This window comes from Microbulbifer salipaludis (assembly GCF_017303155.1).
GTDB classification, from domain to species: domain Bacteria; phylum Pseudomonadota; class Gammaproteobacteria; order Pseudomonadales; family Cellvibrionaceae; genus Microbulbifer; species Microbulbifer salipaludis.
Genome location: NZ_JAEKJR010000002.1, coordinates 2,052,670 through 2,074,609, shown reverse-complemented (window position 1 = coordinate 2,074,609; position 21,940 = coordinate 2,052,670). Strand labels below are relative to the sequence as shown.

Genomic DNA, 21,940 nt, shown 5'->3' with positions numbered 1-21,940 from the left:
GAGAGAGTCTGTCAGTAGCGGTTAGTTTTCAAACAGCCACAGCTGGTTGTCGCCGCCGTGGTAGGTCCACTGCTGGATATTGCCGCCGGCGCTGGTGGAGCCATCCTGCACATCCAGTGACTTGCCGCTCATGGCTGACAGAATGCGGAAGCGGTTGCCGGAGACCGGTTCGACAATCCACTGCTGGTTGTCGCCGCCGCCGTACTCCCACTGCTGGATGTTGGCACCGTTGCTGGAGGACACATCCTGGACATCCAGCGCGAGTCCGCTGTAGCGGTTTTCGATGCGGTAGTTACCGTTGCTGAGTGTGGTGACCTGCCAGGACTGGCTACCACCCTGAATCACATTGCCGCCGTTGCTGGTGGCATTGTTGGCAACGCCCAGCAACAGGCCGCTGGCCAGGTTGCGGATCTGGTATTCGCCATCGGCAAGGGTGCCAGATGGCGGTGGGGTGGGGTCCACGGGTTCTTCCTCCCCGCTGCCCGCTTCCAGCTCGAACCAGTTCAGGTTGAAACCGGGGCCCGCTACCTGCAGGCGCAGGGTCTGGGTACCGGCGCTCAGGCTCACGCTGGTAGAAACGGACTGCCAGTTCTGCCAGCCGCCGGTGTTGGGCAGGCTGGTGTCGGCCGCCTGGGCACCGTTGGCCAGTAAGCGCAGTTGCGCGGTATTGGCGGTGCTGGCGACGCGGTAGGTCAGCGTGTACTCGCCATCTTGTGGTACATCGACGCGGTAATCGAGCCAGTCACCACTGTCGGTCCAGCCGACATTCTGGCCGCCGCCGTTGTCGCTGGTGTCTTCCAGTTGGATGCCGGACATGGCGCAGTAGCTCTCCGCTTCGACGCGGCCGGCGGCCTGTGCAGTGGCGGAATCACAGCCGGCCGGAAGCGGGTTGCTGCCGCCGCTGGTCTTGATGGCATCGTAGAAGCCCTGGTGCCAGCTGACGTTGCTGGCCCCGTTGCCGATGTGGTTTTGGGCAAAGTCGATCATGCCCGCATAGGCATTGGCCGGCGGGGTGCCGCCGTGGTTGATGTAATTCACCACCTGGCTGTAGATGCTGTTGGGGGCGATGGTCCACAGGGTGCGGTCGTGGCTCATCTTTTTGAACGACCAGGGGAATTGGCCAGCAATATTGTTCACTGACCAGTCGGTGAGCTGGTGGATGATATCGTTGTTGTCCTCGCCGTATTCTCCCAGGATCATCGGCACACCCATGGCATTGGTGATGTCCACGCGGGGATACAGGTCGGCGATCCATGCGGTATTGCCGAACACATAGTGGTGGGTCTGGTACACCAGGTTGTGGTCCCAGCGGGCGCTGATACCAGTGTTGGTCTGGGTGGCAGAGTCGGTCCAGTCGATCTTCTGCATATCCGAGCCCCACCAGCTGCCTTCGGCAATGATCGCGTGGTTATTGTCCACTTCGCGGATGGCATCGCGCATGGCAATCAGCGACGGCAACAGCTCGAACTCGCGCCCGGCCTGGGGCACAGGCTCATTGATCAGGTCGTAGCCCCAGATTACTGGTTCATTTTTGTAGCGGTCGGCAATGTGCCGCCACACCTGACTGGCAATCTGTACATTGTTGCCATCCCAGAATTTGACCGAGTCCCGCGGCTGGCCCGCGTTGGAGTCGATGTTGTCACTGTGGTCGCCGGGGTTCTGGTAGCCGGGGGCGGCGTGCATATCCAGCAGCACATAGAGCCCGTGGGTGCGGCAGTAATCGATCAGGCGATCAAAATACTGGAAGCCGTGATCCGACAATTGCCCGTTCTCCCAGAACAGGTTGTAGTGGAAGGGCACCCGCACGGTGTTGAAGCCGAGGCTCTTCAGGTCGGCGATCTCCCGTTCGGTCACGAAATTCAGGCGCCACTGGTGTTCGAACTCCTTCGCCTGGGCCATACTGCCGAAGGTGTCGGCCAGGCTGTTGAGGAACTGGGTGTGGGTGCGGTAGTTAAAGTCGCCCATCATCAGGTAGCCTTCCCACAGCAACCAGTTGCCGAGGTTGATACCGTTCAGGTGGATGGGATTGCCATTGCCGTCCACGATCTCGGTACCGTCAGTGTGCACGTATTGCGCGTGGGACTTGCCAACGGCGGTAACCGTCGACACGAAAACGAGCAGCGTCAATAAACTGCCCAGCCTGCTTGCAAAGTTAAATCTCATCATGCTTTCCTTTATTATGCGTTTGATGTTGAGAATGTCGGGCGAGTGAATCGCCCACTGCACCCTAAGAGGCGGGGCGTGTTGCGTCGTTCTGACGGCGTGAAATATTGGGTGTGTGATCAGTCGAACCCGTTCGGCTGCCGCGCGGGACTCGAACTTCCTGGTGTGTCCGGAAAATTAGAAAAAAAATCTACAAATGAACCTGGTTCTTTTTAATTTCCATGACGTGGTGCTGCTGATGACTGCGATGCAGTGCCTGTTCTTCGCGGTGCTGTTGCTGGCCACGAATACCAGTCGGCAGGCCAGCACTTACTTCCTCGCGGCCTTCCTGTTCGCGCATGCGTTTATCCCCCTGCACGAGCTGGTATTGTGGGGCGCCGAGTTCAAGTTTGCGGTACGCGAATGGTTACCGCAGGTCTATTTCCTTGGCGGCTTTGCCTATTATCTCGATGGCATGCTGCTGTTCTTCTGTGTGAAATCCCTCATCTTTCGCGACTTTCGCGTGCGCCCGCGCGATGCGATGCACCTGCTGCCGTTTGTGCTGGCGCTGGTGTATATGAGTGCGGTCTTCTTCCGTTTGCCCCTGGAGCAGCGCCTTGAGCTCATCAGCAGCGAGTCTCTGGTGTATGGCTGGCACTACGTGCTGGTGGAGTTTTTGTGCAAGGTGTTGCGTGTGGCCTATTGCCTGTGGTCGCTGTGGTTGATCGTGCATTACACCCATCGCCTGAAGTCCACCCACTCCAATGTGGAGAAGGTGGATGTCACCTGGGTCAAGGTGTTGGTCGCGGGTTTTATGCTGGTGATGTTGATGGAGGTGGTGCTGAGCATCGCCAAAATGTTCAGCCTGTATCAGCATTACGATCTGGGGGTGTTCGAAAAAATCGGCCTGACCGGCTACTACACCGTATTTGTTCTGGTGAACTTGCTGGTGTTTACCGGTGTGCGCTATTTCGCCAGCTTCGAATCCCTGCGCCAGCCCGAGAAAGTGCGCAAGCCGTCTGGTGAGCAGGTGTTCAACCCCGCTCTGGCGGAAGACATCGACCGCAAGATGCACGCCGAGAAGCTCTATTTGCAGCCAGATGTCACTATTGACCTGCTGGCCGAAAGCCTGGAGATCCCCACCCGTGACCTGTCGATGGTGATCAATCGGCACTTCAAGATGAATTTTTACGAGTTCATTAACCGTTACCGCATTCAGGAAGCCATGCGTCTGCTGCGCAGTGCCGATGGGGAAGGGAAGACCATTACCGACATTTACCTGGAGGTGGGTTTCAACAGTAAATCTGTGTTCAACACCTTCTTCAAGAAGGCCGCGGGCATGACGCCATCCCAGTACCGCCGTGCGGATGCCGTTCCGCAAATCGCCTGAGCGCTGGATAGCGTGATGGCAGGTGCTGTCCACCTGCCATCACCGGATGCCGGGTATACTCTGTCCCGCCAATACACCACCTCAGCTGCCTGCCTATGTCCGACATTGCCGCTAAATTGACCGCTGCACTGCAGAGCGCGCTGCAGCGTTACCCGGTATCGGGGCAACGGTGGCTGGGTTTTTCCGGCGGCCTGGATTCCACCGTGCTGTTGCACCTGCTTGCCAAGGCCGACGTTCCGGTCACCGCGCTGCACATCAATCATGGCTTGAGCACGCGCGCAGCGGCGTGGCAGGCGAGCTGCGCGGCGCTGGCGGATCGTTTGGGCGTTGCATTTGTTGCCCGGTCGGTGGATGTGGACCGGGCGGATGGCGGTCTCGAGCAGGGGGCCAGGCACGCCCGCTACCGCGCCTTCGAGCAGGTCATGGGGCCGGGCGACCAGATATTGCTTGCCCACCACGCCGATGACCAGACCGAGACCTTTTTACTGAGGCTGTTGCGCGGTGCCGGGGTGCTCGGCCTGGGTGGTATGCCGGAATGGCGTTTGCTGGGGCCCGAGCGGGATGGCAAAAGCCTGCTTCGGCCATTGTTGGCGGCAAGCCGAGCGGAACTGGAAACCTACGCCCGCGCGCAGGGGTTGCCGTGGATTGAAGACGAGAGCAATGCCGATCTTTCGATTGACCGGAATTATCTTCGCAGTCAGGTGTTGCCCCCGCTGGCGCAGCGCTGGCCGGTGCATGCGCGGGTAGCCCGGGCGACGGAAAATCTGCGCGAGGCTGCGGCTCTGTTGGGTGAGCTGGCGGAGCAAGACCTGCAGGCGTGCGATTGTCGCCCTGAGGCGTTCGGGCAAGGTATCGACCTTGCGGCGTTTGCCAAACTCTCCGGTGCGCGCCGCAAAAACGCCCTGCGCGAATGGTTGCGGCGGGTCGGGACGGGTATGCCCGAAGCGGCCCAGCTGGAGCAGGCCTTGCAACAGGTAGGCGCGGATGATGATGCAGCGCCGGCTGTCTCCCTGGGAGAGCGGGTGTTGCGCCGCTATCGCGATCGCCTGTATCTCACACCACAATTGCAACCTTTGGATGCTATTGATGGAGGTGAGATTCGGTGGGACGGATCAAGCCAGCTGGTATTGCCGGGCCACTGGGTGCTTTTGCCCAGTGCCCAGTGGCCCGTGGCCGACTATCGGGTTCGCTTCCGTATTGGCGGCGAAAGAGCCAAACCGCGAGAGCGGCATCACTCCCAGACCCTGAAAAAGCTGTTGCAGGAGTATGGTCTTCCGCCGTGGCTGCGGGATCGTGTACCACTGATCTACCGGGCGCAGGAGCTGGTGGCTGTCGGCGACCTGTTTGTCACGGCAGATGGGCCCGCAAAGCCACCAATTTGGCGGTTTTTAGATTGAGCAGAAACTGCCTTTCTGGTAGTCTGGCGTCCCATCTCAAAGGCACCGGGATGCACCAGTCTGCACGCCCGAGCCAGTCCCGCACGCCCGTACCCGTCGGGCATTCAACTGACCAAGGTTTTGCATGACGCGCTATATATTTGTCACTGGCGGCGTGGTTTCCTCATTGGGGAAAGGTATCGCCTCCGCTTCTCTGGCCGCTATCCTCGAAGCCCGTGGCCTGAAGGTCACTATCCTGAAGCTCGACCCTTATATCAACGTTGATCCGGGCACCATGAGCCCCTTCCAGCACGGCGAGGTCTACGTGACCGAAGATGGCGCCGAGACGGATCTGGATCTGGGCCACTACGAACGCTTCATTCGCACGCGTATGTCCAAGCGCAACAATTTCACCACCGGCCGGGTATACGAAACTGTGCTGCGCAAAGAGCGCCGCGGTGACTACCTGGGTGGCACCGTGCAGGTGATTCCGCACATCACCGACGAGATCAAGCGCCGGGTGATTGAAGGCGGCCGCGACGTGGACGTGGCCATCGTCGAGATCGGCGGTACCGTGGGGGATATCGAATCCCAGCCGTTCCTGGAATCCGTGCGCCAGCTGCGTGTGGAAATGGGGACTAATCGTGCCCTGCTGATGCACCTGAGCTATGTGCCCTACCTCGCCACAGCCGGTGAAACCAAAACCAAGCCTACCCAGCACTCGGTGAAAGAGCTGCGCTCCATCGGCCTGCAGCCGGACATCCTGCTGTGCCGCTCCGAGCGCGCCATCGACGACGACTCCCGCCGCAAAATCGCGCTGTTCACTAACGTGGAAGAGCGCGCGGTGGTACCGCTGCCCGACGCCAAGACTATCTACGGCGTGCCGCGCATGCTGCACGAATATGGTCTGGACGAAATTGTGGTGGAAAAACTCCAGCTCGACACCGACGCGCCCGACCTGTCCGAATGGGACGCCGTGGTTGACGGCAAACTGAACCCGCAGCACGAAGTCAAGATTGCCATGGTCGGCAAATATATGGAGCTGCTGGACGCCTACAAATCCCTGATCGAATCCCTGGTGCATGCGGGTATCAAAAACCGCGTCAAGGTGAATATCGATTTCATTAATGCGGAAGATGTTGAAGGCGAGAATGGCCTGGACCTGATCAAAGGTGCCGATGCGATTTTGGTGCCGGGTGGTTTCGGTGAGCGCGGCCTGGAAGGCAAGCTGGAATCCGTACGCTACGCCCGCGAAAACAATGTGCCGTTCCTTGGCATTTGCCTGGGCCTGCAGTCCGTCGTGATTGAGTACGCGCGCAACGTACTCGGCCTGGAAGGGGCCAACAGTACCGAGTTCGATGCCAAGTCACCGCACCCGGTGATTGGCCTGATTACCGAGTGGATCGATAGCGAAGGCAATATCGAAAAACGCGATGAAAAGTCTGACCTTGGCGGCACCATGCGTCTGGGTGGGCAGGAATGCCGACTGGCGAAAGATTCGAAGGCCCGTGAGATTTATGGCAAGGACGTGATTGTCGAGCGTCACCGTCACCGCTATGAAGTCAACAACAATTACGTTGATCGCCTGCAGAAAGCCGGCCTCAAAATTGGTGGCTGGTCTGCGGACGACACCCTGGTGGAAATGGTTGAACTGCCGGAACACGCGTGGTTTGTTGCCTGTCAGTTTCACCCGGAGTTCACCTCGACCCCGCGCGACGGTCACCCGCTGTTTGAGAGCTTTGTTGCCGCAGCCCTGAAACACAAGCAGGCCTGATGGTTGGTCCCCAGGCACGGCCGCACAATCGCGGTCGCGTCTGGTGAATTCAAAACGCATTGAGCGATGCCCAGAGCATCTCTGGCTTGGGAAACGATAAAAATGAAGCTTATTGAAGTAGGCAACCTGCAGGTTGCCAACGACAGACCGTTCACCCTGTTCGGCGGCATGAACGTGTTGGAATCTCGGGATATGGCCATGAAAGTGGCCGAGCACTATGTCAATGTGACCGATAAACTGGGTATTCCCTACGTATTCAAGGCGTCCTTTGACAAGGCGAACCGTTCCTCGATTCACAGCTATCGCGGCCCTGGAATGGAAGAGGGGTTAAAGATCTTTGAAGAAATCAAAAAGACTTTTGGCGTCCCCCTGATTACCGACGTGCACGAGCCCCATCAAGCCGCTCCGGTGGCCGAGGTGGTGGATGTGATCCAGTTGCCCGCCTTCCTTGCGCGCCAGACCGATCTGGTTGCCGCGATGGCCGCCACGGGTGCAGTGATCAACGTGAAGAAGCCGCAGTTTATGAGCCCGCCGCAGGTCAAAAACGTGGTGGAAAAATTCGCTGAAGGCGGTAACGAGAACATCATCCTGTGCGAGCGCGGTGCCTGTTTCGGTTACGACAACCTGGTTGTCGACATGCTCGGCTTCCGCACCATGATCGACGCCTCAGGCGGCGCACCGCTGATTTTTGACGTAACCCACTCCCTGCAGATGCGTGATCCGGGTGGTGCTGCTTCTGGCGGTCGTCGTGCCCAGGTTACCGAGCTGGGCCGTGCCGGTCTCGCCATCGGTATCGCCGGTCTTTTCCTGGAAGCGCACCCGAACCCGGAAAAAGCGCTGTGCGATGGCCCCAGTGCATTGCCCCTGGAAAAACTGGAGCCCTTCCTGGCGCAGATGAAAGCCGTGGACGATCTGGTAAAAGGCCTGGAGCCGCTGGACACCAAGTAGTAACAAATAACTAAAACGAGTGGCTCCGAGCAGTGGGCCACCAAACCTCAACTTCACAGACACATTTTTCCGTTTAACAAGGAGCCCGTTGTAAACATGAGCAAGATTGTTGCTGTTAAAGCTTTTGAAGTATTGGATAGCCGTGGTAACCCCACCGTTAACGCCGATGTGGTTCTCGAGTGCGGCGCGGTAGGTTCTGCCTGCGCACCTTCTGGTGCTTCCACCGGCTCCCGCGAAGCCCTCGAACTGCGCGACGGTGACAAAAGCCGTTACCTGGGTAAAGGTGTTCTGAAAGCGGTAGAAAACATCAACGGCGAAATCGCCAGCCTGCTGGTGGGCAAAGACGCGACCGATCAGCGCGCCCTCGACCAGGCCATGATCGACGCCGACGGCACCGAGAACAAATCCAAGCTGGGCGCCAACGCCATTCTGGCCGTCTCCCTCGCTGCTGCTAAGGCTGCGGCCATCTCCAAGGGCATCCCCCTGTATCAGCACATTGCCGAAGTCAACGGCACTGCCGGCGAATACACCCTGCCGGTACCGATGATGAACATCATCAACGGTGGTGAGCACGCCGACAACAACGTCGACATCCAGGAATTCATGATCCAGCCGGTGAAAGCCAAAACCTTCTCCGAAGCCCTGCGTCAGGGTGCTGAGATCTTCCACGCGCTGAAAAAAGTACTGTCTGCCCAAGGTCTGAACACCGCCGTGGGTGACGAAGGCGGCTTCGCTCCCAACCTGCCGTCCAACGAAGGCGCACTGAAAGTGATCGCCGAAGCCGTTGAAGCGGCCGGTTACAAACTGGGCGACGACATTACCCTCGCCCTGGACTGCGCCTCTTCCGAATTCTACAAAGACGGCAAGTACAACCTGTCTGGCGAAGGCAAAGAATTCGACAGCGAAGGCTTCGCCTCCTACCTGCAGGAACTGTCTGAAAACTACCCGATCATCTCCATCGAAGACGGCATGGACGAAAGCGACTGGGACGGCTGGAAAATCCTCACCGACAAAATCGGCAAGAAAGTCCAGCTGGTGGGCGACGACCTGTTCGTTACCAACACCAAGATCCTGAAAGAAGGTATCGAGAAGGGCGTGGGCAACTCCATCCTGATCAAGTTCAACCAGATCGGCTCCCTGAGCGAGACCCTGGACGCGATCAAAATGGCTAAAGATGCCGGCTTCACCGCCGTTATCTCCCACCGTTCCGGTGAAACCGAAGACACCACCATCGCTGACCTGGCGGTTGCTACTGCTGCTGGCCAGATCAAAACCGGCTCTCTTTGTCGCTCCGACCGCGTAGCCAAGTACAACCGTCTGCTGCGCATCGAGGCCGAGCTGGAAGGCAAGGCGCCTTACCGTGGCATTGCTGAGTTCAAGTAATTCAGATAGCCCGGTAAACTGGCGGTAAATCGCATCGGAGTTCGAAAGCAAAACTCCGATGCGAAGGCTTCGACGCCGGTGGTTACTCGCTAGACCTGCACCGCCATGGATGGCGGTGCAGAGCCCCCATGGCAGATTTTTGCTCCTGCAAAATCTGCATTTCCGCCATCCATGGCGGTCAGATGGGAGCGTTTACGGCGTGTCTAGCGAGTAACCACCGGCGGCGTAGCCGCCACGGAATCAGAACCGTGGATACCCCGAAAGCCAGAAGAGAACAAAAGAAATGAAATGGCTGCTGGCAATCCTTACAGTACTTTTGCTGATGACCCAATACCGATTGTGGGTGGGGGAGGGCAGCTTTGCCGAAGTGACGCGACTCGAGCGTCAACTGGATGAGCAGCAACAAAAAAATGCCGCGCTCGCGCGGGAAAACCGCCAGTTGTTACGCGAGGTGCGCAGCCTCAAGGAAGGCACGGACGGCGTCGAGGCCAAAGCGCGTTACGACCTCGGTCTCATCAAAGAAGGTGAAACCCTGTTTATTTTTCTCGACCAGGACCAGCATAAGAACCCTGGGAAGTCACAGCGAGAAAAAGAATGACTACCGTAGAAACCCCGCCTGAAACGGGCTACTGGGTCATAGTCCCCGCTGCCGGATCCGGCAAGCGTATGGGCGCAGACAAGCCCAAACAATACCTGCCTCTGGCTGGCAAACCCCTGATCGCCCACACCCTGGACAACATACTCGGCTGGCCCGGCGTTGCCGGCGTTGTTGTCGCCATCGCAGCGGACGACCACGAGTTTGCTACCCTCGCGGCGGCACAGGACCCCAAAGTTCACACCGTAACCGGTGGCGCAGAGCGGGCAGATTCCGTCCTCGCCGCACTCCAGTATTTAAGTGCGCGCACCGCACCGGATACCACCGTACTGGTCCACGATGCGGCTCGCCCGCTGGTCAGTAAAGGCGATATCACCAAACTCCTGTCCGCCGGCCCCATCGCGCTGCTCGCCCAGCCCGCCAGTGATACCGTAAAACGAACGCAAGCCGATCAGGGCAGCCCCCGGGTCAGCCAGACCTTGCCGCGCGCGCAGATCTGGCTGGCGCAGACACCGCAGAAAGCCCCGCTCGAGCGCTTGCGCGGCGCATTGCAGGCCGGGCTCGCCCAGCACCCGGAAGCCATCACCGATGAGGCCAGTGCACTGGAGCTGGCAGGCGATGAACCTGAACTGGTGGCAGCCTGCCGCAGCAACTTCAAGGTCACACATCCCGCCGACCTCATGCTCGCGGAAGCCCTGCTGCAGCATCGGCAAACACTGGATCAAATACAGTCAGGAATCGAACAATGAGTTTCAGAATAGGGCAGGGCATTGATGTGCACGCCTTCGGCCCCGGTACCCAGGTTGTCCTCGGGGGTGTCACCATTCCCCATGAAAAGGGCCTGGTAGCCCACTCCGACGGTGATGTACTGCTGCACGCCCTGGCGGATGCCCTGCTGGGGGCGCTTGCGCTGGGCGACATCGGCAAGCACTTTCCGGATACCGATGCGCGTTATGCCGGTGCCGACAGCCGCGCATTGCTGAGGCATGTGGTTGCATTGATTCACACGCACGGTTACCGGTTAATCAATGCCGATGCCACCCTGATCGCGCAGGCACCCAGGATGGCACCTCATATCGACGCCATGCGGGAAAACATTGCCGCTGACTGCCAGACCCCAATTACCGCCATTAGTGTGAAAGCCACTACCAGCGAAAAGCTCGGCTTTACCGGGCGCAAGGAAGGCATCGCGGCACAGGCCGTGGTGCTATTAGAGCAGCGCTCTGTCCCAGGAGTGACCTCGTGACGGAAGTGAATACCCAGCACTGGGATCTCGACTGGCCGCGTGCTCTCGGCGGTGCCGCCATTCGCGCTGATTTTCGCACCGAGCCCGAAGACTTCGTGGTGGATGAGATTGCGGCACCAGAGCGGGCCACCGCGTCCGGAGAGGGCGAGCATGTTCTGGTACAGATCAGAAAGCGCGGTGCCAACACGGGCTTTGTGGCCCAGCAACTGGCACAGCTGGCCGGAGTGCAGAGCAAGGATGTGGGCTATTACGGGCTGAAGGACCGCCACGCGGTCACCACCCAGTGGTTCAGCGTGTGGCTGGCGCAAAAACCGGAGCCTGAATGGCACCGTGTAAACAGTGACGAAATCACGGTTCTGCAGCATTATCGTGGGTCGCGCAAACTGCGGCGTGGGGATCACCTGGGGAACCGGTTCCAGATTCGCTTGCGCAATGTACAGGGGGACCGGGCAAAGGCGAACGAGGTGCTGGCACAGATGCCGGGCGGGGTGCCCAACTACTTTGGTGAGCAGCGCTTTGGTCACAACGGGGGGAACCTGGACCTGGTCAATCGCCTGGTTGCCGACCAGCAGGCCGGCAAACGCGGCCGAGTTCCCCGCAACCAGAAAGCATTTGCCATGTCCGCCGCGCGCAGCTGGTTGTTCAATCAGGTACTGGCATCGCGTGTCCGGCAGGGAAATTGGCTTGAGGCTCTCAGTGGGGAGCCGCAGCCGCAAGGGTCAGGGCCGCTGTGGGGGCGGGGGCGCAACCTGTCCAGTGATGTGCAGCTGGCACTGGAGGAGGCGGCGATGGCACCGTGGAAACCTTGGTGTGACTGGCTGGAGCACTGCGGTCTCAGCCAGGAGCGACGTGCGTTACTGCTGGCACCACAAGGGTTTCAGGCCATCTGGGAAGGGGACGACCTCACGCTCAATTTTGCCTTGCCGCCCGGCACTTTTGCGACGGCGGTATTGCGGGAATTGGCGGAACTAGCCAATCTGTCCGCCAGCACAATAAAATAAACGACAACAAAATGTGACCGGTGGCACAATCGTGGCCCCGGCCAATCGCCGGACGTTATAAATTTGCCGCTTTGGAAGCGGTAGCCGGCGGTCCGCTTGCAGGGAGACTGTGCGTCCTTATGGATCGATTTAGACACGAAGGCCTGGGTATGACCTCCCAGCGCACCCGTAATCGCCTGATTCAACGGCTGCGGGATGAAGGTATCAGCAGCGAAGAAGTGCTGAATGTGATGGCGTCGACCCCTCGTCACCTGTTTCTGGATGAGGCGTTGGCCATTCGTGCCTATGAGGATACGGCACTGCCGATCGGATACGGACAGACAATCTCCCAGCCTTATATCGTCGCGCGCATGACCGAATTGCTGATGAGTCGTGCCCGCTCCCGTGCGCGGGTACTGGAGGTTGGCGCCGGTTCCGGATATCAGACTGCCATCCTGGCCCGCCTGGTCGACAAGCTGTACTCGGTAGAGCGGGTTGAGCCACTGTTGATCAAGGCCCGGCAACGGATGCGGGAGCTGGGAATCTTCAATGTAGAGATGCGCCTGAGCAACGGTGGCTTCGGTTGGCCCGAGCAAGCGCCTTTCGACGCAATTTTGTGCGCGGCGGCTCCGGCCAGCGTTCCCGATGAGCTGCGGGAGCAACTCGCGCCGGGTGGGGTGCTGGTGATACCGGTCGGGAGCGACCGGCAGTATCTGACTATTGTTACGCGCAGCGAAGATGGCAGCCGGTTTGATGTGGAGAAGGCGGAGCCTGTGCGGTTCGTTCCTCTGCTCAGCGGCGTGGTGCGCTGATGGCCGGGCTACTGAAAAATCGCTACTGGGGGATTGCTGCGCGAGGATTGGCCATGGGGGCGGCCGATGTCGTACCGGGTGTCTCCGGAGGCACCATTGCCTTTATTACCGGTATCTACCAGGAACTGTTGGACTCCCTCAGCCGGATTGGCCCCCACACACTGACTGTTCTGCGTAAGCAAGGGGTTGCAGCCGCCTGGCGCCAGATTAACGGTACGTTTCTACTGGCACTGTTCTCGGGCGTTCTGGTGAGTATCTTCAGTCTCGCGCGCCTGATTAGCTATCTACTGGATCAGTATCCCATTGTCGTCTGGAGCTTCTTTTTCGGACTGATACTCGCGTCTGTGGTGCCCATCATGCGCCGGGTGCCCCGCTGGAGCGCCTCGTGTTGGCTGGCACTGTTACTGGGTGTGGCACTGGCAGTGTTGATCAGTGAAATGCGCCCAACGGAAGTCCCCGCTAACCCCTATACCCTCTTTCTCTCGGGTGCTCTGGCGATCTGCGCCATGATCCTGCCGGGGATTTCGGGTTCCTTTATTCTGCTGATGATCGGTATTTATCCCAAGGTCATTGCGGCAGTGCATGAGCTGCAGCTCAGTGCACTCACCTGGTTTGCCGCTGGTGCCATCGCCGGCCTGCTGTTGTTTAGCCGTCTGCTCTCCTGGCTCATGCACCGATTTCCTTCCGTGACACTGACGTTTCTGGTGGGGGTCTTACTGGGTAGCTTGAAAATCGTCTGGCCCTGGAAATTGGCAGTAGAGGGCTCCGCCAGCGTGGGGGACAAAGTTGCCCCCTTGATGTCCAATGTGCTGCCCGCCCAGTTTGCCGCAAGTTCTGGACAGCCTTCCTTTATAGCGGAAGCGGTTCTCGCAGCGCTGCTTGCGGTGGTGTTAGTGCTGGGGCTTGAGTGGCTACACTGGCGCTTTGTCGGAAAAGTCGTACACCGATAACAGGAAAAGGCGCACAAGCCCGGTGTGACCTTCCGCAGCGGGAATTGTCGCCTGACTTACGGGTCTGACGTGACCGCTGTTCTGGAGAAAAGCTTTTGACTCCAAGGGGAAGGGTGGCCAGATTTTTTCGCCGCCGATGAGGGGGAAATCAGCACTTTTCTTTAGACACTTTTTCCATAAATGTACCCCTTTGATGTAAAAAGAGAATAATGAAACGGCGCAAAAATCATCAAAAAAACTCCGCCATCGCCAGAATTATGGGGTGTTTTTCGCGTCACTCTTTTCTTGCCGTGTTTAAAATAATTGCCGTATTCCTGTTCGTATTTGGCATGGTGGGCTGCGCCAGTAATCTTGCCCCAACGTCTTCACTTGGGCAGCCGCCCAGCCAAAGAATTCACCATCACACTGTTAGTCGCGGCGAAACCCTGTATTCGATTGCCTGGAGATATGGTAAAGATTTCAAAGAGTTAGCATATATAAACCGGATTCCTGCGCCCTACCGGATTTTCCCCGGGCAACGTCTGAAACTGAATGGTCGGGTTCCTCCCGCGGTCGTGCAGCAGCCTCCGGCTGCACCGGCGAAGACCCGTAAAGTTGCTTCCGCACGGCCTCCCGCTGTTAAAAAAAGTGCACCAAAAGTGACGAGGAAACCGTCAAAAAAGGTCAGTAACAAAACTGACATAAATTGGCGGTGGCCTGCGAAGGGGAGGGTGATTGCCCGCTTCCAGCCAAACAACCCCCTGCGCAAGGGTGTTGATATCGCCGGGAAAAAGGGGGAATCTGTTCAGGCAGCAGCGGATGGCACAGTGATTTACGCCGGAAGTGCGTTGAGAGGGTACGGCAAGCTTTTGATCATCAAGCACAGCGAGGAGTTCCTCAGTGCGTATGCCCACAACGACAAACTACTTGTTGGTGAGGGTGCGAAGGTCAAGGCGGGGCAACGGATAGCGGAACTGGGTTCGAGTGGTACCGACCGCGATATGCTCCACTTTGAAATTCGTCGGAATGGTCAGCCGGTAGACCCGTTGGCATACCTCCCTTAAGGGTTTTTACCCGGGAAGTGTCTGCTTACCTCGGTGCACAATTCCCCCATTGCCTAATGCTGTTGTGCAATAAAAATGGACTTTTATTTATAACCACTTGAGGTAGTCACCGGGATCGGCACCAACTGCCCTGCAGTGACACTGCTCACCACGATGTTGGAAGGTGAGTTGCCGGGAACGGAGGCTGTCGCAAATGACAGCGACCGATTCAGCGATCGCGAGCTGTCAACGCGGCTGATACAGGCAAAGTACAAGGAGTTGGGGAAATGGAAGCACAACGACACGATCAATTGGCGTTCGGCGCCAGAACAGATCTTTCACCCGAGACAGTGGATCGGGCTGAACCCATCGTAGAAACCAAAACCAAGAAGAGCCGTACTCCCAGTAAAACGGCAAAAAAAAACTCTGAAACAATCTCTCATAAATCAAGCTCAGCGAAAACTACCGCTAAGACCTCAACGCAAAAAACAACCATCCGCAAAACGGATGATGCCCACGGGCAAAAGAACCTCGACGCTACCCAGCTTTATCTCAACGAAATCGGTTTTTCCCCTCTGCTGACTGCAGAGGAAGAAGTTTACTACGCCCGTAAGGCCCTGCGAGGTGACGCGGCTGCGCGCAAGCGCATGATTGAAAGCAACCTGCGACTGGTTGTAAAAATCGCCCGCCGTTATGTCAGTCGTGGATTGGCTTTATTGGATCTGATTGAAGAAGGTAATCTCGGTCTGATTCGCGCCGTCGAAAAATTCGACCCCGAGCGCGGATTCCGCTTCTCAACCTACGCCACCTGGTGGATTCGACAAACCATTGAGCGCGCCATCATGAATCAGACGCGGACCATCCGTCTGCCAATTCACGTGGTGAAAGAGCTCAATGTGTATCTGCGCGCATCTCGCGAACTGGCACAGAAACTGGATCACGAGCCCAGTGCCGAAGAAATCGCGAATCTGCTGGAAAAACCGGTAGAAGATGTGGAGAGAATGCTCGGCTTGAACGAGCGCGTCACCTCGGTGGATACACCAATTGGCCCATCGTCGGAAAAAACGCTGGTTGACACCATCCCGGACCAGCAGGAGTCTGACCCCGCGGAGCTACTGCAGGACAAGGATCTGTTCGACAGTATCAATCGCTGGTTAAGTGAACTGCCGGACAAGCAGTGTGAAGTGGTTTCCCGTCGTTTCGGACTGCGTGGCTACGAAGCCAGCACTCTGGAAGAGGTGGGGCGTGAAATTGGTCTGACCCGCGAGCGCGTGCGTCAGATACAGGTGGACGCGCTCAAGCGCCTGCGGGAAGTGATGGAAAGTCAGGGGTTGGATGGTATGTCCCTGTTCGCCAATCTCTGACCGACTGCGCCGGTCTGCTGGCAGTCTGCTGCCAAAGATCGGTGGCTTCGCCCGCTGGAGAGCAGCCCTCTCATTCCGTACAACAAAGCCCGCACCGGAAGGTTGCGGGCTTTTTCATGTCAGTTTCCCAGTGACTCGAATCCATTCCGGCCTACTTCTGCTTCCAGCGTCCCAAGTTGTCCTGATAATACTCGCCTTTGGCCAAACGGGACTCCAACTTTTCTGCCGCGCGCGCGGCCACCTGGCTGATATCGATGTTATTGCGCTTGGCGATGGCTGCGTACTCCCGCTTGCGTTTGGCATTCACTTCCGCCACAAGTGCGTTGACTTCCGGGGAGCTGCCCTGAACCACAGCGATATATCCGCTGTTGGCCTCACCCACCAGGCCTTTACTCTGTGCTTCTTTCAGCGAGATGGCGCTGGCGGGAAGTGCGATCAGCAGTGTGAGCGCAAAGAGGCCTGAAAATAGTTTTTTAAGCAGTGGCTTCATGGCGGGTAACGGCTTCCTTGTTGCGTGGGTCAGAGTTTTGTTCGTCAGATTCAGATTCATCAGAAAATGCCCTCCTTATCTTCGAACAGGTCGTCCAGCTCTTTGTCTACCCTGACGCGGATTTCGTGTTCGATTTTCACGTTCAGATTCACGGTAATAGGTTCACTGGGTGCCTGCACGGCAACGGTCGGCGTGCAGCCGCTGGTGGCCGTGAAGCCAAGCGCCAACAGCAGGCAAAGAGCCGCGCGCTTGAGGATTCCTGTCTGATTCACTGGATACTCCCGTTTTACTTGAGCACTTGCTCAGGCTGGTACTGCCAGGCCGGTATCGCGGACGCACCGGACGGCGGATGATGATTACTATAGATACTGTGAGATTAACCGTAACTGAACAGTGTACCGAAAGAAGCGGTGTTCTGCGCAACGGGGCCCCTGCACTAACGTACCTCCTTCTCGAGAACATCGGTCAGGTCTCGGCTGGCCTGTAATGAGCGCAGCATGGTTGGAATGTTGTTTTCCAGGTTGAGGTTGATAATGAGATCCCGGTTGGCGTCGATCGCATCACTGCGCCCGGTTAGCTTCAGGTTAAGCAGCAGGTCACCGCTCAGGGGGTAGTTGATGGTGCCATGGATGTCGCGGTAGTTGTAATCCTCCAGCGCACCGGCCAGCAGTTTGAGCTGGGGATTGCTGCCGAGCATGGCGGGGGAGAAGGCGCCGTAGTAACGCAGCCGGCCCCCGGGCGGGCGGGACTGAACTGTGCCGTTTTCGATCGTGATGCCCTGCTGGTCCGTGACCAGGGGAATTGTGGCGTCGAGCAAGCCGCTGGCGGCAAAATTCTCGGACTCGATTTCCCGGGCGAGGGCACGAATGGACACCCCGGTAAACTGTAGTTCTGAGCGGCGCTCCTCGCCCCCTAAATGCCAGCGCAGCTCGTCAGACGTCAAGGCGCCTTCCAGTAGTTCGGCGGCAAAATTTTTAAGCGCGAGCTCACCCCCGGGTTGCATTGCGACGGAAAAGTGCAGGTTCTTGAGCGCAATACCGGCATCGATGGTATCGATGGAGACCGGCGCGGGCTGTGTAGTAATCCATTCGTCACCGCTCTGCTGCAATGTCACTTCTGTATTCACGCCCAACGCAAAGCTTTTGTTGAGTTGAAAACCGATGTCCCGCATGGCGATGCGGGCTTTACCCAGCCCCTGGTCCGGCCAGTTCAGTTGTACTCCTCCCGAAAGCACACCGCCGACGACATTGACGGGCAAACCGGTGATTGCCCGATCGAGGCTGTTGTTGGGTGAGAACGTGGTTTCGGGCAAAGCCAGTTGCAGCTTGCCTTGGCCTGTTTCCAGGCTGTGATTCCATGTTGTTGTCATTTCCATTGGGCCAGTGGAAACCGTGCCATTACCGGATACCTGGCCGTCAGACAGGGCGATGTTTCCGCTGGTGTCGATACGGGTCTGGAACTGTTCGAGCGCCTGAATCTTGAGGTCGTCCCCTTTATAGTCTGCCCGAATCTCCAACCCGTGTTTTTTCCCTGCCTTGTTGTTGAGGGCGGCATCGTGCAAGAAAACGGCGCCTTCAATCTGATTTTCTGCTAAGCGGAGTGGCGCGAGGTTCAGGGCCAATCGGGGGCTGTGACAGCGCGTCAGTTGCGGCTTTAGCGTGCAGTCAGCCTGCGGTGAAAACATTTCGGGGTTTGAGACAATGACTGGCCCGGAGCTGAGCGATTGCGCCGCGAGGTTGAGATCAGTGAGGGTGACTCGTGCGCTTTCTGTGGCGTCGGCGAGTGAGATGGCACCCGCAGTCTCCAGTGTGAGGTTCTGCAGTGCGGAAGCCGCATCGGCAAAATCGAGGTTGCTCAACTGCGCCGTCAATGAAAAGGTGCAATCCAGGGGCGAAAGATTGGCGCACTGTGTATCGACAAGTTCTCCCGAGAGTAGCGAGGTATGCCCAGGAGATGCACCGGACGCGGTGGCTTCGAGTTCCAGTTGTGGAATTTTAGCCAGCATGATGCCCGGTATCTTGTCCGCGTCGAGAGTCAGGGGTTGCTGCATCTGAATCTGCCCGGCGACGCTTTTCCATCCGATCGCCGCCAGCGGATTTTCCTGCTGCGGCAGCGACAGACGAAACGCCAGGGGCTCCACGGCGGTAACCTGCATTGAAAAATCGCTGAGTACTGTCGTGGATTTCGAAGCTGCTTTGTTGTTTGCCAGTCTTTCCAGTGATGGCAGATTGGTACGCCCTGAGAAGAGGGTTTGGCCCGATACGTCACTGACCCGGTATTGTCCAAAGGCGGATTGCCACTTTGTGCTGGCGATGAGCGGGGCAAGCTGACCCAGGTTGTAGTGGCCACGGAAGACAGCTTTGGGGATTTGTCGTTCGGTACTGAGTTGGATGTCGGTCTCCAGCAGCGGTGTGTCGAGGGCCAGTTGTGCTGGCTGTGATGCCTGCTTGACGGCGACCCGCAGGGTAAAGGCGCCGCGCACCGTGTCCAGCGCAAGTGGGGAAAGGGTGGCGATTCCCAGGATCAGGGGAGCATTGGCCGAGTATTCCACTACGAGCGGGGCGCCGGCGATATTGCGTGGTAGTGTTGCCGAAAATGTCGAAGCAATCAGCGCCCCGCGGAGATTGCGCAGGTCTGCACTGCCGCGAATGGTGTCCGGAAGTTCGCCGGTCAGGCCCAGCTCAACGGGGCCTGTTATGGACTGGACGAGCGCAGTCCAGTCTATGGGTGTGTTTGTGCCTGGCGTGCCTGTCAGGTTGAGGTCCAGTCGCTCTAGCAGTGGGCCTGCCTGTTGCGGGCTGATACGGATTCGACCTTGTAGCGCCCAGCGTTCATCTCCCGGCAACTGTGTCTCTGTCGGGGCCAGTCCGATTTCAATGTTCGCGACCGGATTGTCCGTGTGCTGCAGGGAAAGCGCCAGATTTGCCCGGTGCTTCTCTGTCCCCACAAACTGCCAGCGGATCGTGCAGTCGGCACACTGGGAACTGGTGATCTCGCCAGTGATCCGCGGTTCTGCGCCCAAGGTGTGCTGGGTGTTCAGCAGGTTCAGTGCCAGGTCGCCGTCAAATTTATCCGGCCAAGAGATATGCCTTATTTCGACTGTACGCAGTGGAAGGTTTTGCAGAGTGCGCAGCGTGTCGCTAATGGAAATTCCATTTTCGGCGGCTGTTTCTGCCGTGGGTGAGTTGGACGATTCGGGCGATGGGGGTTGGCTGGAAGAGTGGGTTCCGAGATCCGGAGCGGTAGGTTTGCGCGTATCACCTTGCTGGGGCTCGGGAGAGCGCAATTCCAGCCGGGCGATCTGCAGTTGACTCCGGGGCGGCGGCGCTGAAACACTTGCGCGGCGTTTGCTCAGAACAGCGTGCAACTGGGTGAGTTGCAGGTTTTCAATACCGATGTGCAGGCCCTCATCGGTGTGCAGCGCCAAATACGCGATGTGTGCGCTAACCTGATGCTTCTGGCGGGCCAGGGTGAAGCCACGGATCTCACTGAGTGTAACGCCGTCCAGTTGGCCGCTGACGAGAGGAGGGATCCAGTGGTGCCGTGAAAGCCAGCCAGAAACGCCCGCCAGCAGGAGCAACAGCAGGATTCCTGCAATAAGGATAAAGCGGCGGGTGGCAGTGCGCACAAAAACCTCTGTTGACCGACTTGAGAAGCAACGTCTAAATAGAGAAACTTGTTTTGAGAATAATGAAAGGGGCAGTACTTGTGAAATACATGATGACAGTTTTCCTCTCAGGTGGCCGAAAGCGCCGGGATTTCCTTGCTGCGATTACCGTGGCGCTGGTTGGTACCCTGTGTGTGGCCGGCAGTGTCAGTGCCTATGACCGTGTAAATGGTGAAGGGTTCGCGAGCCGCTCACCGGTACTGGCAACCCGGGGAATGGCTGCCACCAGTCAGCCCCTTGCCACCCAGGTGGCGCTGGATATCCTGAAGAAGGGTGGCAGTGCCGTGGATGCCGCAATTGCGGCGAATGCGGTGCAAGGATTGATGGAGCCAACGGGCAACGGCATTGGCGGGGATTTGTTTGCCATTGTGTGGAGCGCGGAAGACAAAAAGCTCCATGGCCTGAATGCCAGTGGTCGCTCACCCAAGTCTCTGCCATTTCGCTATTTCGCTGACAATAACCTGGAAAAAATACCCTCGCATGGGCCACTGCCAGTCTCGGTACCCGGCACCGTGGATGGTTGGTTTGAGTTGCACGAGAAATTTGGCAAGTTGCCAATGAGTGAGCTTTTGGCACCCGCCATCGACTATGCCAACGAAGGTTTCCCGGTGACCCAGCTGGTGGCCTACTACTGGAATCGCTCTGTGCCGATTCTGGAAAAGTTTCCCGGCTTTCGCGAGACCTATATGCCAGGTGGGCGTGCGCCTAAAGAGGGGGAGATGTTTCGCAATCCCCGTCTTGGCAAAACCCTGCAGAAAATAGCCGATGGTGGTCGCGATGCGTTTTACAAAGGCGATATCGCCCGGGAAATTGATCGGTACATGAAGGCCAATGGCGGTTTTCTTTCCTATGAGGACCTCGCCAGTCATACGTCTGACTGGGTGGAGCCGGTCTCTACCAATTACCGAGGTTATGACGTTTGGGAGCTGCCGCCCAACGGCCAGGGTATCGCTGCGCTGCAGATTCTGAACATTCTCGAAGGGTATGACCTGAACAAAATGGGCCGCCTGAGTCCCGAGTATGTACACCTGTTTGCGGAGGCAAAGAAGCTGGCGTTTGAAGACCGGGCAAAATATTACGCGGATGCCGACTTCAACAAGCTGCCGGTAAAAGAGCTGATTTCCAAATCCTACGCAGATAAAAGACGCAAACTGATCAATCCGGACAAGGCCGCAAAGCGTTACGACGCCGGCAACGTCGCACTGCGTCATGGCGATACCATCTATCTCACCACCGCCGACAAAGACGGTAATATGGTTTCTCTGATCCAGAGCAACTACCGTGGAATGGGCTCGGGTATGACCCCGGGGGAGCTCGGCTTTATCCTGCAGGATCGCGGAGAAATGTTCAGCCTGAAAGAGGGTCATTTCAACCAGTATGCGCCCGGCAAACGTCCGTTCCATACCATTATCCCGGCCTTTGTCACCAAAGAAGGCAAACCATGGCTTAGTTTCGGTGTGATGGGCGGTGCCACTCAGCCACAGATGCACGCGCAAATCGTGATCAATATGGTGGACTTCGGCATGAACGTGCAGGAAGCCGGAGATGCACCGCGCATTCTGCACAGCGGCTCCAGCCAGCCCACCGATGAAATCATGCAAGACGGTGGCTATCTGAGTCTGGAGGATGGCTTCCCCATGGAAACCCGCCGCAAGCTGGTTCAAATGGGGCACCAGGTTCGCTTTGAGAGTGGGCCCTACGGCGGGTACCAGGCCATTTTAAAGGCGGAAAACGGCGTGTATCACGGTGCCTCGGAAAGCCGCAAAGACGGCCAGGCCGCTGGCTATTAATCTACAGGTGA

The 21,940-nt window shown here is 57.9% G+C and carries 18 protein-coding genes; 14 read left to right on the top strand and 4 right to left on the bottom strand.

All coding sequences use genetic code 11. The features are described from left to right. Positions 1-21: 21 nt before the first annotated feature. A complete protein-coding gene (locus tag JF535_RS14450) occupies positions 22-2,166 on the bottom strand; it encodes a carbohydrate-binding protein (RefSeq protein ID WP_207003300.1) in 2,145 nt (714 codons plus the stop codon). 193 nt (positions 2,167-2,359) lie between these two features. Between JF535_RS14450 and JF535_RS14445 the strand changes: the two genes are divergently transcribed. The 13 genes from JF535_RS14445 to rpoS all read left to right on the top strand — a co-directional run bounded on the left by JF535_RS14445 (position 2,360) and on the right by rpoS (position 15,982). Beyond that, entirely contained in the window at positions 2,360-3,532 is a 1,173-nt protein-coding gene (locus JF535_RS14445) for an AraC family transcriptional regulator (RefSeq protein WP_207003298.1), read from the top strand. Between the two features lie 95 nt (positions 3,533-3,627). Further along, positions 3,628-4,929 (top strand): tRNA lysidine(34) synthetase TilS, encoded by a 1,302-nt coding sequence (gene tilS / locus JF535_RS14440; RefSeq protein ID WP_242523849.1) that lies wholly within the window; start codon positions 3,628-3,630, stop codon positions 4,927-4,929. 124 nt (positions 4,930-5,053) lie between these two features. Then, positions 5,054-6,682 (top strand): CTP synthase, encoded by a 1,629-nt coding sequence (locus tag JF535_RS14435; RefSeq protein WP_207003296.1) that lies wholly within the window; start codon positions 5,054-5,056, stop codon positions 6,680-6,682. Positions 6,683-6,784: 102 nt separating this feature from the next. Continuing rightward, the gene (gene kdsA / locus JF535_RS14430) at positions 6,785-7,630 is read left to right on the top strand and encodes a 3-deoxy-8-phosphooctulonate synthase (protein WP_242523848.1); all 846 of its coding nucleotides are present in this window, start codon (positions 6,785-6,787) and stop codon (positions 7,628-7,630) included. A gap of 96 nt (positions 7,631-7,726) precedes the next feature. Beyond that, positions 7,727-9,013, top strand: coding sequence for a phosphopyruvate hydratase (gene eno, locus JF535_RS14425; protein ID WP_207003294.1), 1,287 nt, complete (start codon positions 7,727-7,729; stop codon positions 9,011-9,013). A 283-nt stretch (positions 9,014-9,296) separates the two neighbouring features. Next, positions 9,297-9,611 carry an FtsB family cell division protein gene (locus JF535_RS14420; protein ID WP_066963393.1) on the top strand — a complete coding sequence of 105 codons (315 nt, stop codon included), beginning with the start codon at positions 9,297-9,299 and terminating at the stop codon, positions 9,609-9,611. Then, positions 9,608-10,357 carry a 2-C-methyl-D-erythritol 4-phosphate cytidylyltransferase gene (ispD, locus tag JF535_RS14415; protein ID WP_207003292.1) on the top strand — a complete coding sequence of 250 codons (750 nt, stop codon included), beginning with the start codon at positions 9,608-9,610 and terminating at the stop codon, positions 10,355-10,357. The genes JF535_RS14420 and ispD overlap by 4 nt, the downstream gene beginning before the upstream one ends. Then, positions 10,354-10,854: a 2-C-methyl-D-erythritol 2,4-cyclodiphosphate synthase gene (gene ispF, locus JF535_RS14410; RefSeq protein WP_207003290.1), complete on the top strand. Its 501-nt coding sequence runs from the start codon at positions 10,354-10,356 to the stop codon at positions 10,852-10,854. The genes ispD and ispF overlap by 4 nt, the downstream gene beginning before the upstream one ends. Further along, positions 10,851-11,855, top strand: a complete 1,005-nt coding sequence (gene truD, locus JF535_RS14405) for a tRNA pseudouridine(13) synthase TruD (RefSeq protein WP_340674185.1) — start codon at positions 10,851-10,853, stop codon at positions 11,853-11,855. The genes ispF and truD overlap by 4 nt, the downstream gene beginning before the upstream one ends. 119 nt (positions 11,856-11,974) lie before the next feature. After that, positions 11,975-12,646 (top strand): protein-L-isoaspartate(D-aspartate) O-methyltransferase, encoded by a 672-nt coding sequence (locus tag JF535_RS14400; RefSeq protein WP_193754314.1) that lies wholly within the window; start codon positions 11,975-11,977, stop codon positions 12,644-12,646. Next, a complete protein-coding gene (locus JF535_RS14395) occupies positions 12,646-13,596 on the top strand; it encodes a DUF368 domain-containing protein (protein ID WP_207003288.1) in 951 nt (316 codons plus the stop codon). Before JF535_RS14400 ends, JF535_RS14395 begins: the two co-directional genes overlap by 1 nt. 209 nt (positions 13,597-13,805) lie before the next feature. Next, positions 13,806-14,639, top strand: coding sequence for a peptidoglycan DD-metalloendopeptidase family protein (locus JF535_RS14390; RefSeq protein ID WP_242523847.1), 834 nt, complete (start codon positions 13,806-13,808; stop codon positions 14,637-14,639). Between the two features lie 266 nt (positions 14,640-14,905). Then, positions 14,906-15,982, top strand: a complete 1,077-nt coding sequence (rpoS, locus tag JF535_RS14385) for an RNA polymerase sigma factor RpoS (protein ID WP_242523846.1) — start codon at positions 14,906-14,908, stop codon at positions 15,980-15,982. Between the two features lie 151 nt (positions 15,983-16,133). On the opposite strand, the gene JF535_RS14380 is transcribed toward rpoS, so the two are convergent. From JF535_RS14380 to JF535_RS16970, 3 genes are all read right to left on the bottom strand, one after another. After that, entirely contained in the window at positions 16,134-16,532 is a 399-nt protein-coding gene (locus JF535_RS14380) for a YdbL family probable chaperone protein (RefSeq protein ID WP_242523845.1), read from the bottom strand. Then, positions 16,532-16,744, bottom strand: a complete 213-nt coding sequence (locus JF535_RS14375; RefSeq protein WP_422880011.1) for a YnbE family lipoprotein — start codon at positions 16,742-16,744, stop codon at positions 16,532-16,534. Before JF535_RS14375 ends, JF535_RS14380 begins: the two co-directional genes overlap by 1 nt. 164 nt (positions 16,745-16,908) lie before the next feature. Beyond that, on the bottom strand, positions 16,909-20,100 hold the full coding sequence (locus tag JF535_RS16970; RefSeq protein ID WP_207003286.1) for an intermembrane phospholipid transport protein YdbH family protein: 3,192 nt from the start codon (positions 20,098-20,100) through the stop codon (positions 16,909-16,911). An 89-nt stretch (positions 20,101-20,189) separates the two neighbouring features. Here JF535_RS16970 and ggt point away from each other — a divergent pair, with 89 nt between their 5' ends. Then, complete coding sequence (gene ggt / locus JF535_RS14365; RefSeq protein ID WP_242523844.1) at positions 20,190-21,929, top strand: gamma-glutamyltransferase; 1,740 nt, start codon at positions 20,190-20,192, stop codon at positions 21,927-21,929. The last annotated feature ends 11 nt before the right edge of the window (positions 21,930-21,940 follow it).

Coding starts and splice junctions, on each gene's coding strand:
- ispD (WP_207003292.1), top strand. CDS start 9,608: ATGACTACCGTAGAAACCCCGCCTGAAACGGGCTACTGGGTCATAGTC.
- tilS (WP_242523849.1), top strand. CDS start 3,628: ATGTCCGACATTGCCGCTAAATTGACCGCTGCACTGCAGAGCGCGCTG.
- JF535_RS14435 (WP_207003296.1), top strand. CDS start 5,054: ATGACGCGCTATATATTTGTCACTGGCGGCGTGGTTTCCTCATTGGGG.
- JF535_RS14450 (WP_207003300.1), bottom strand. CDS start 2,166: ATGATGAGATTTAACTTTGCAAGCAGGCTGGGCAGTTTATTGACGCTG.
- JF535_RS14420 (WP_066963393.1), top strand. CDS start 9,297: ATGAAATGGCTGCTGGCAATCCTTACAGTACTTTTGCTGATGACCCAA.
- rpoS (WP_242523846.1), top strand. CDS start 14,906: ATGGAAGCACAACGACACGATCAATTGGCGTTCGGCGCCAGAACAGAT.
- JF535_RS14445 (WP_207003298.1), top strand. CDS start 2,360: ATGAACCTGGTTCTTTTTAATTTCCATGACGTGGTGCTGCTGATGACT.
- JF535_RS14395 (WP_207003288.1), top strand. CDS start 12,646: ATGGCCGGGCTACTGAAAAATCGCTACTGGGGGATTGCTGCGCGAGGA.
- ispF (WP_207003290.1), top strand. CDS start 10,354: ATGAGTTTCAGAATAGGGCAGGGCATTGATGTGCACGCCTTCGGCCCC.
- JF535_RS14390 (WP_242523847.1), top strand. CDS start 13,806: ATGAAACGGCGCAAAAATCATCAAAAAAACTCCGCCATCGCCAGAATT.
- JF535_RS14380 (WP_242523845.1), bottom strand. CDS start 16,532: ATGAATCTGAATCTGACGAACAAAACTCTGACCCACGCAACAAGGAAG.
- JF535_RS14400 (WP_193754314.1), top strand. CDS start 11,975: ATGGATCGATTTAGACACGAAGGCCTGGGTATGACCTCCCAGCGCACC.
- kdsA (WP_242523848.1), top strand. CDS start 6,785: ATGAAGCTTATTGAAGTAGGCAACCTGCAGGTTGCCAACGACAGACCG.
- ggt (WP_242523844.1), top strand. CDS start 20,190: ATGATGACAGTTTTCCTCTCAGGTGGCCGAAAGCGCCGGGATTTCCTT.
- eno (WP_207003294.1), top strand. CDS start 7,727: ATGAGCAAGATTGTTGCTGTTAAAGCTTTTGAAGTATTGGATAGCCGT.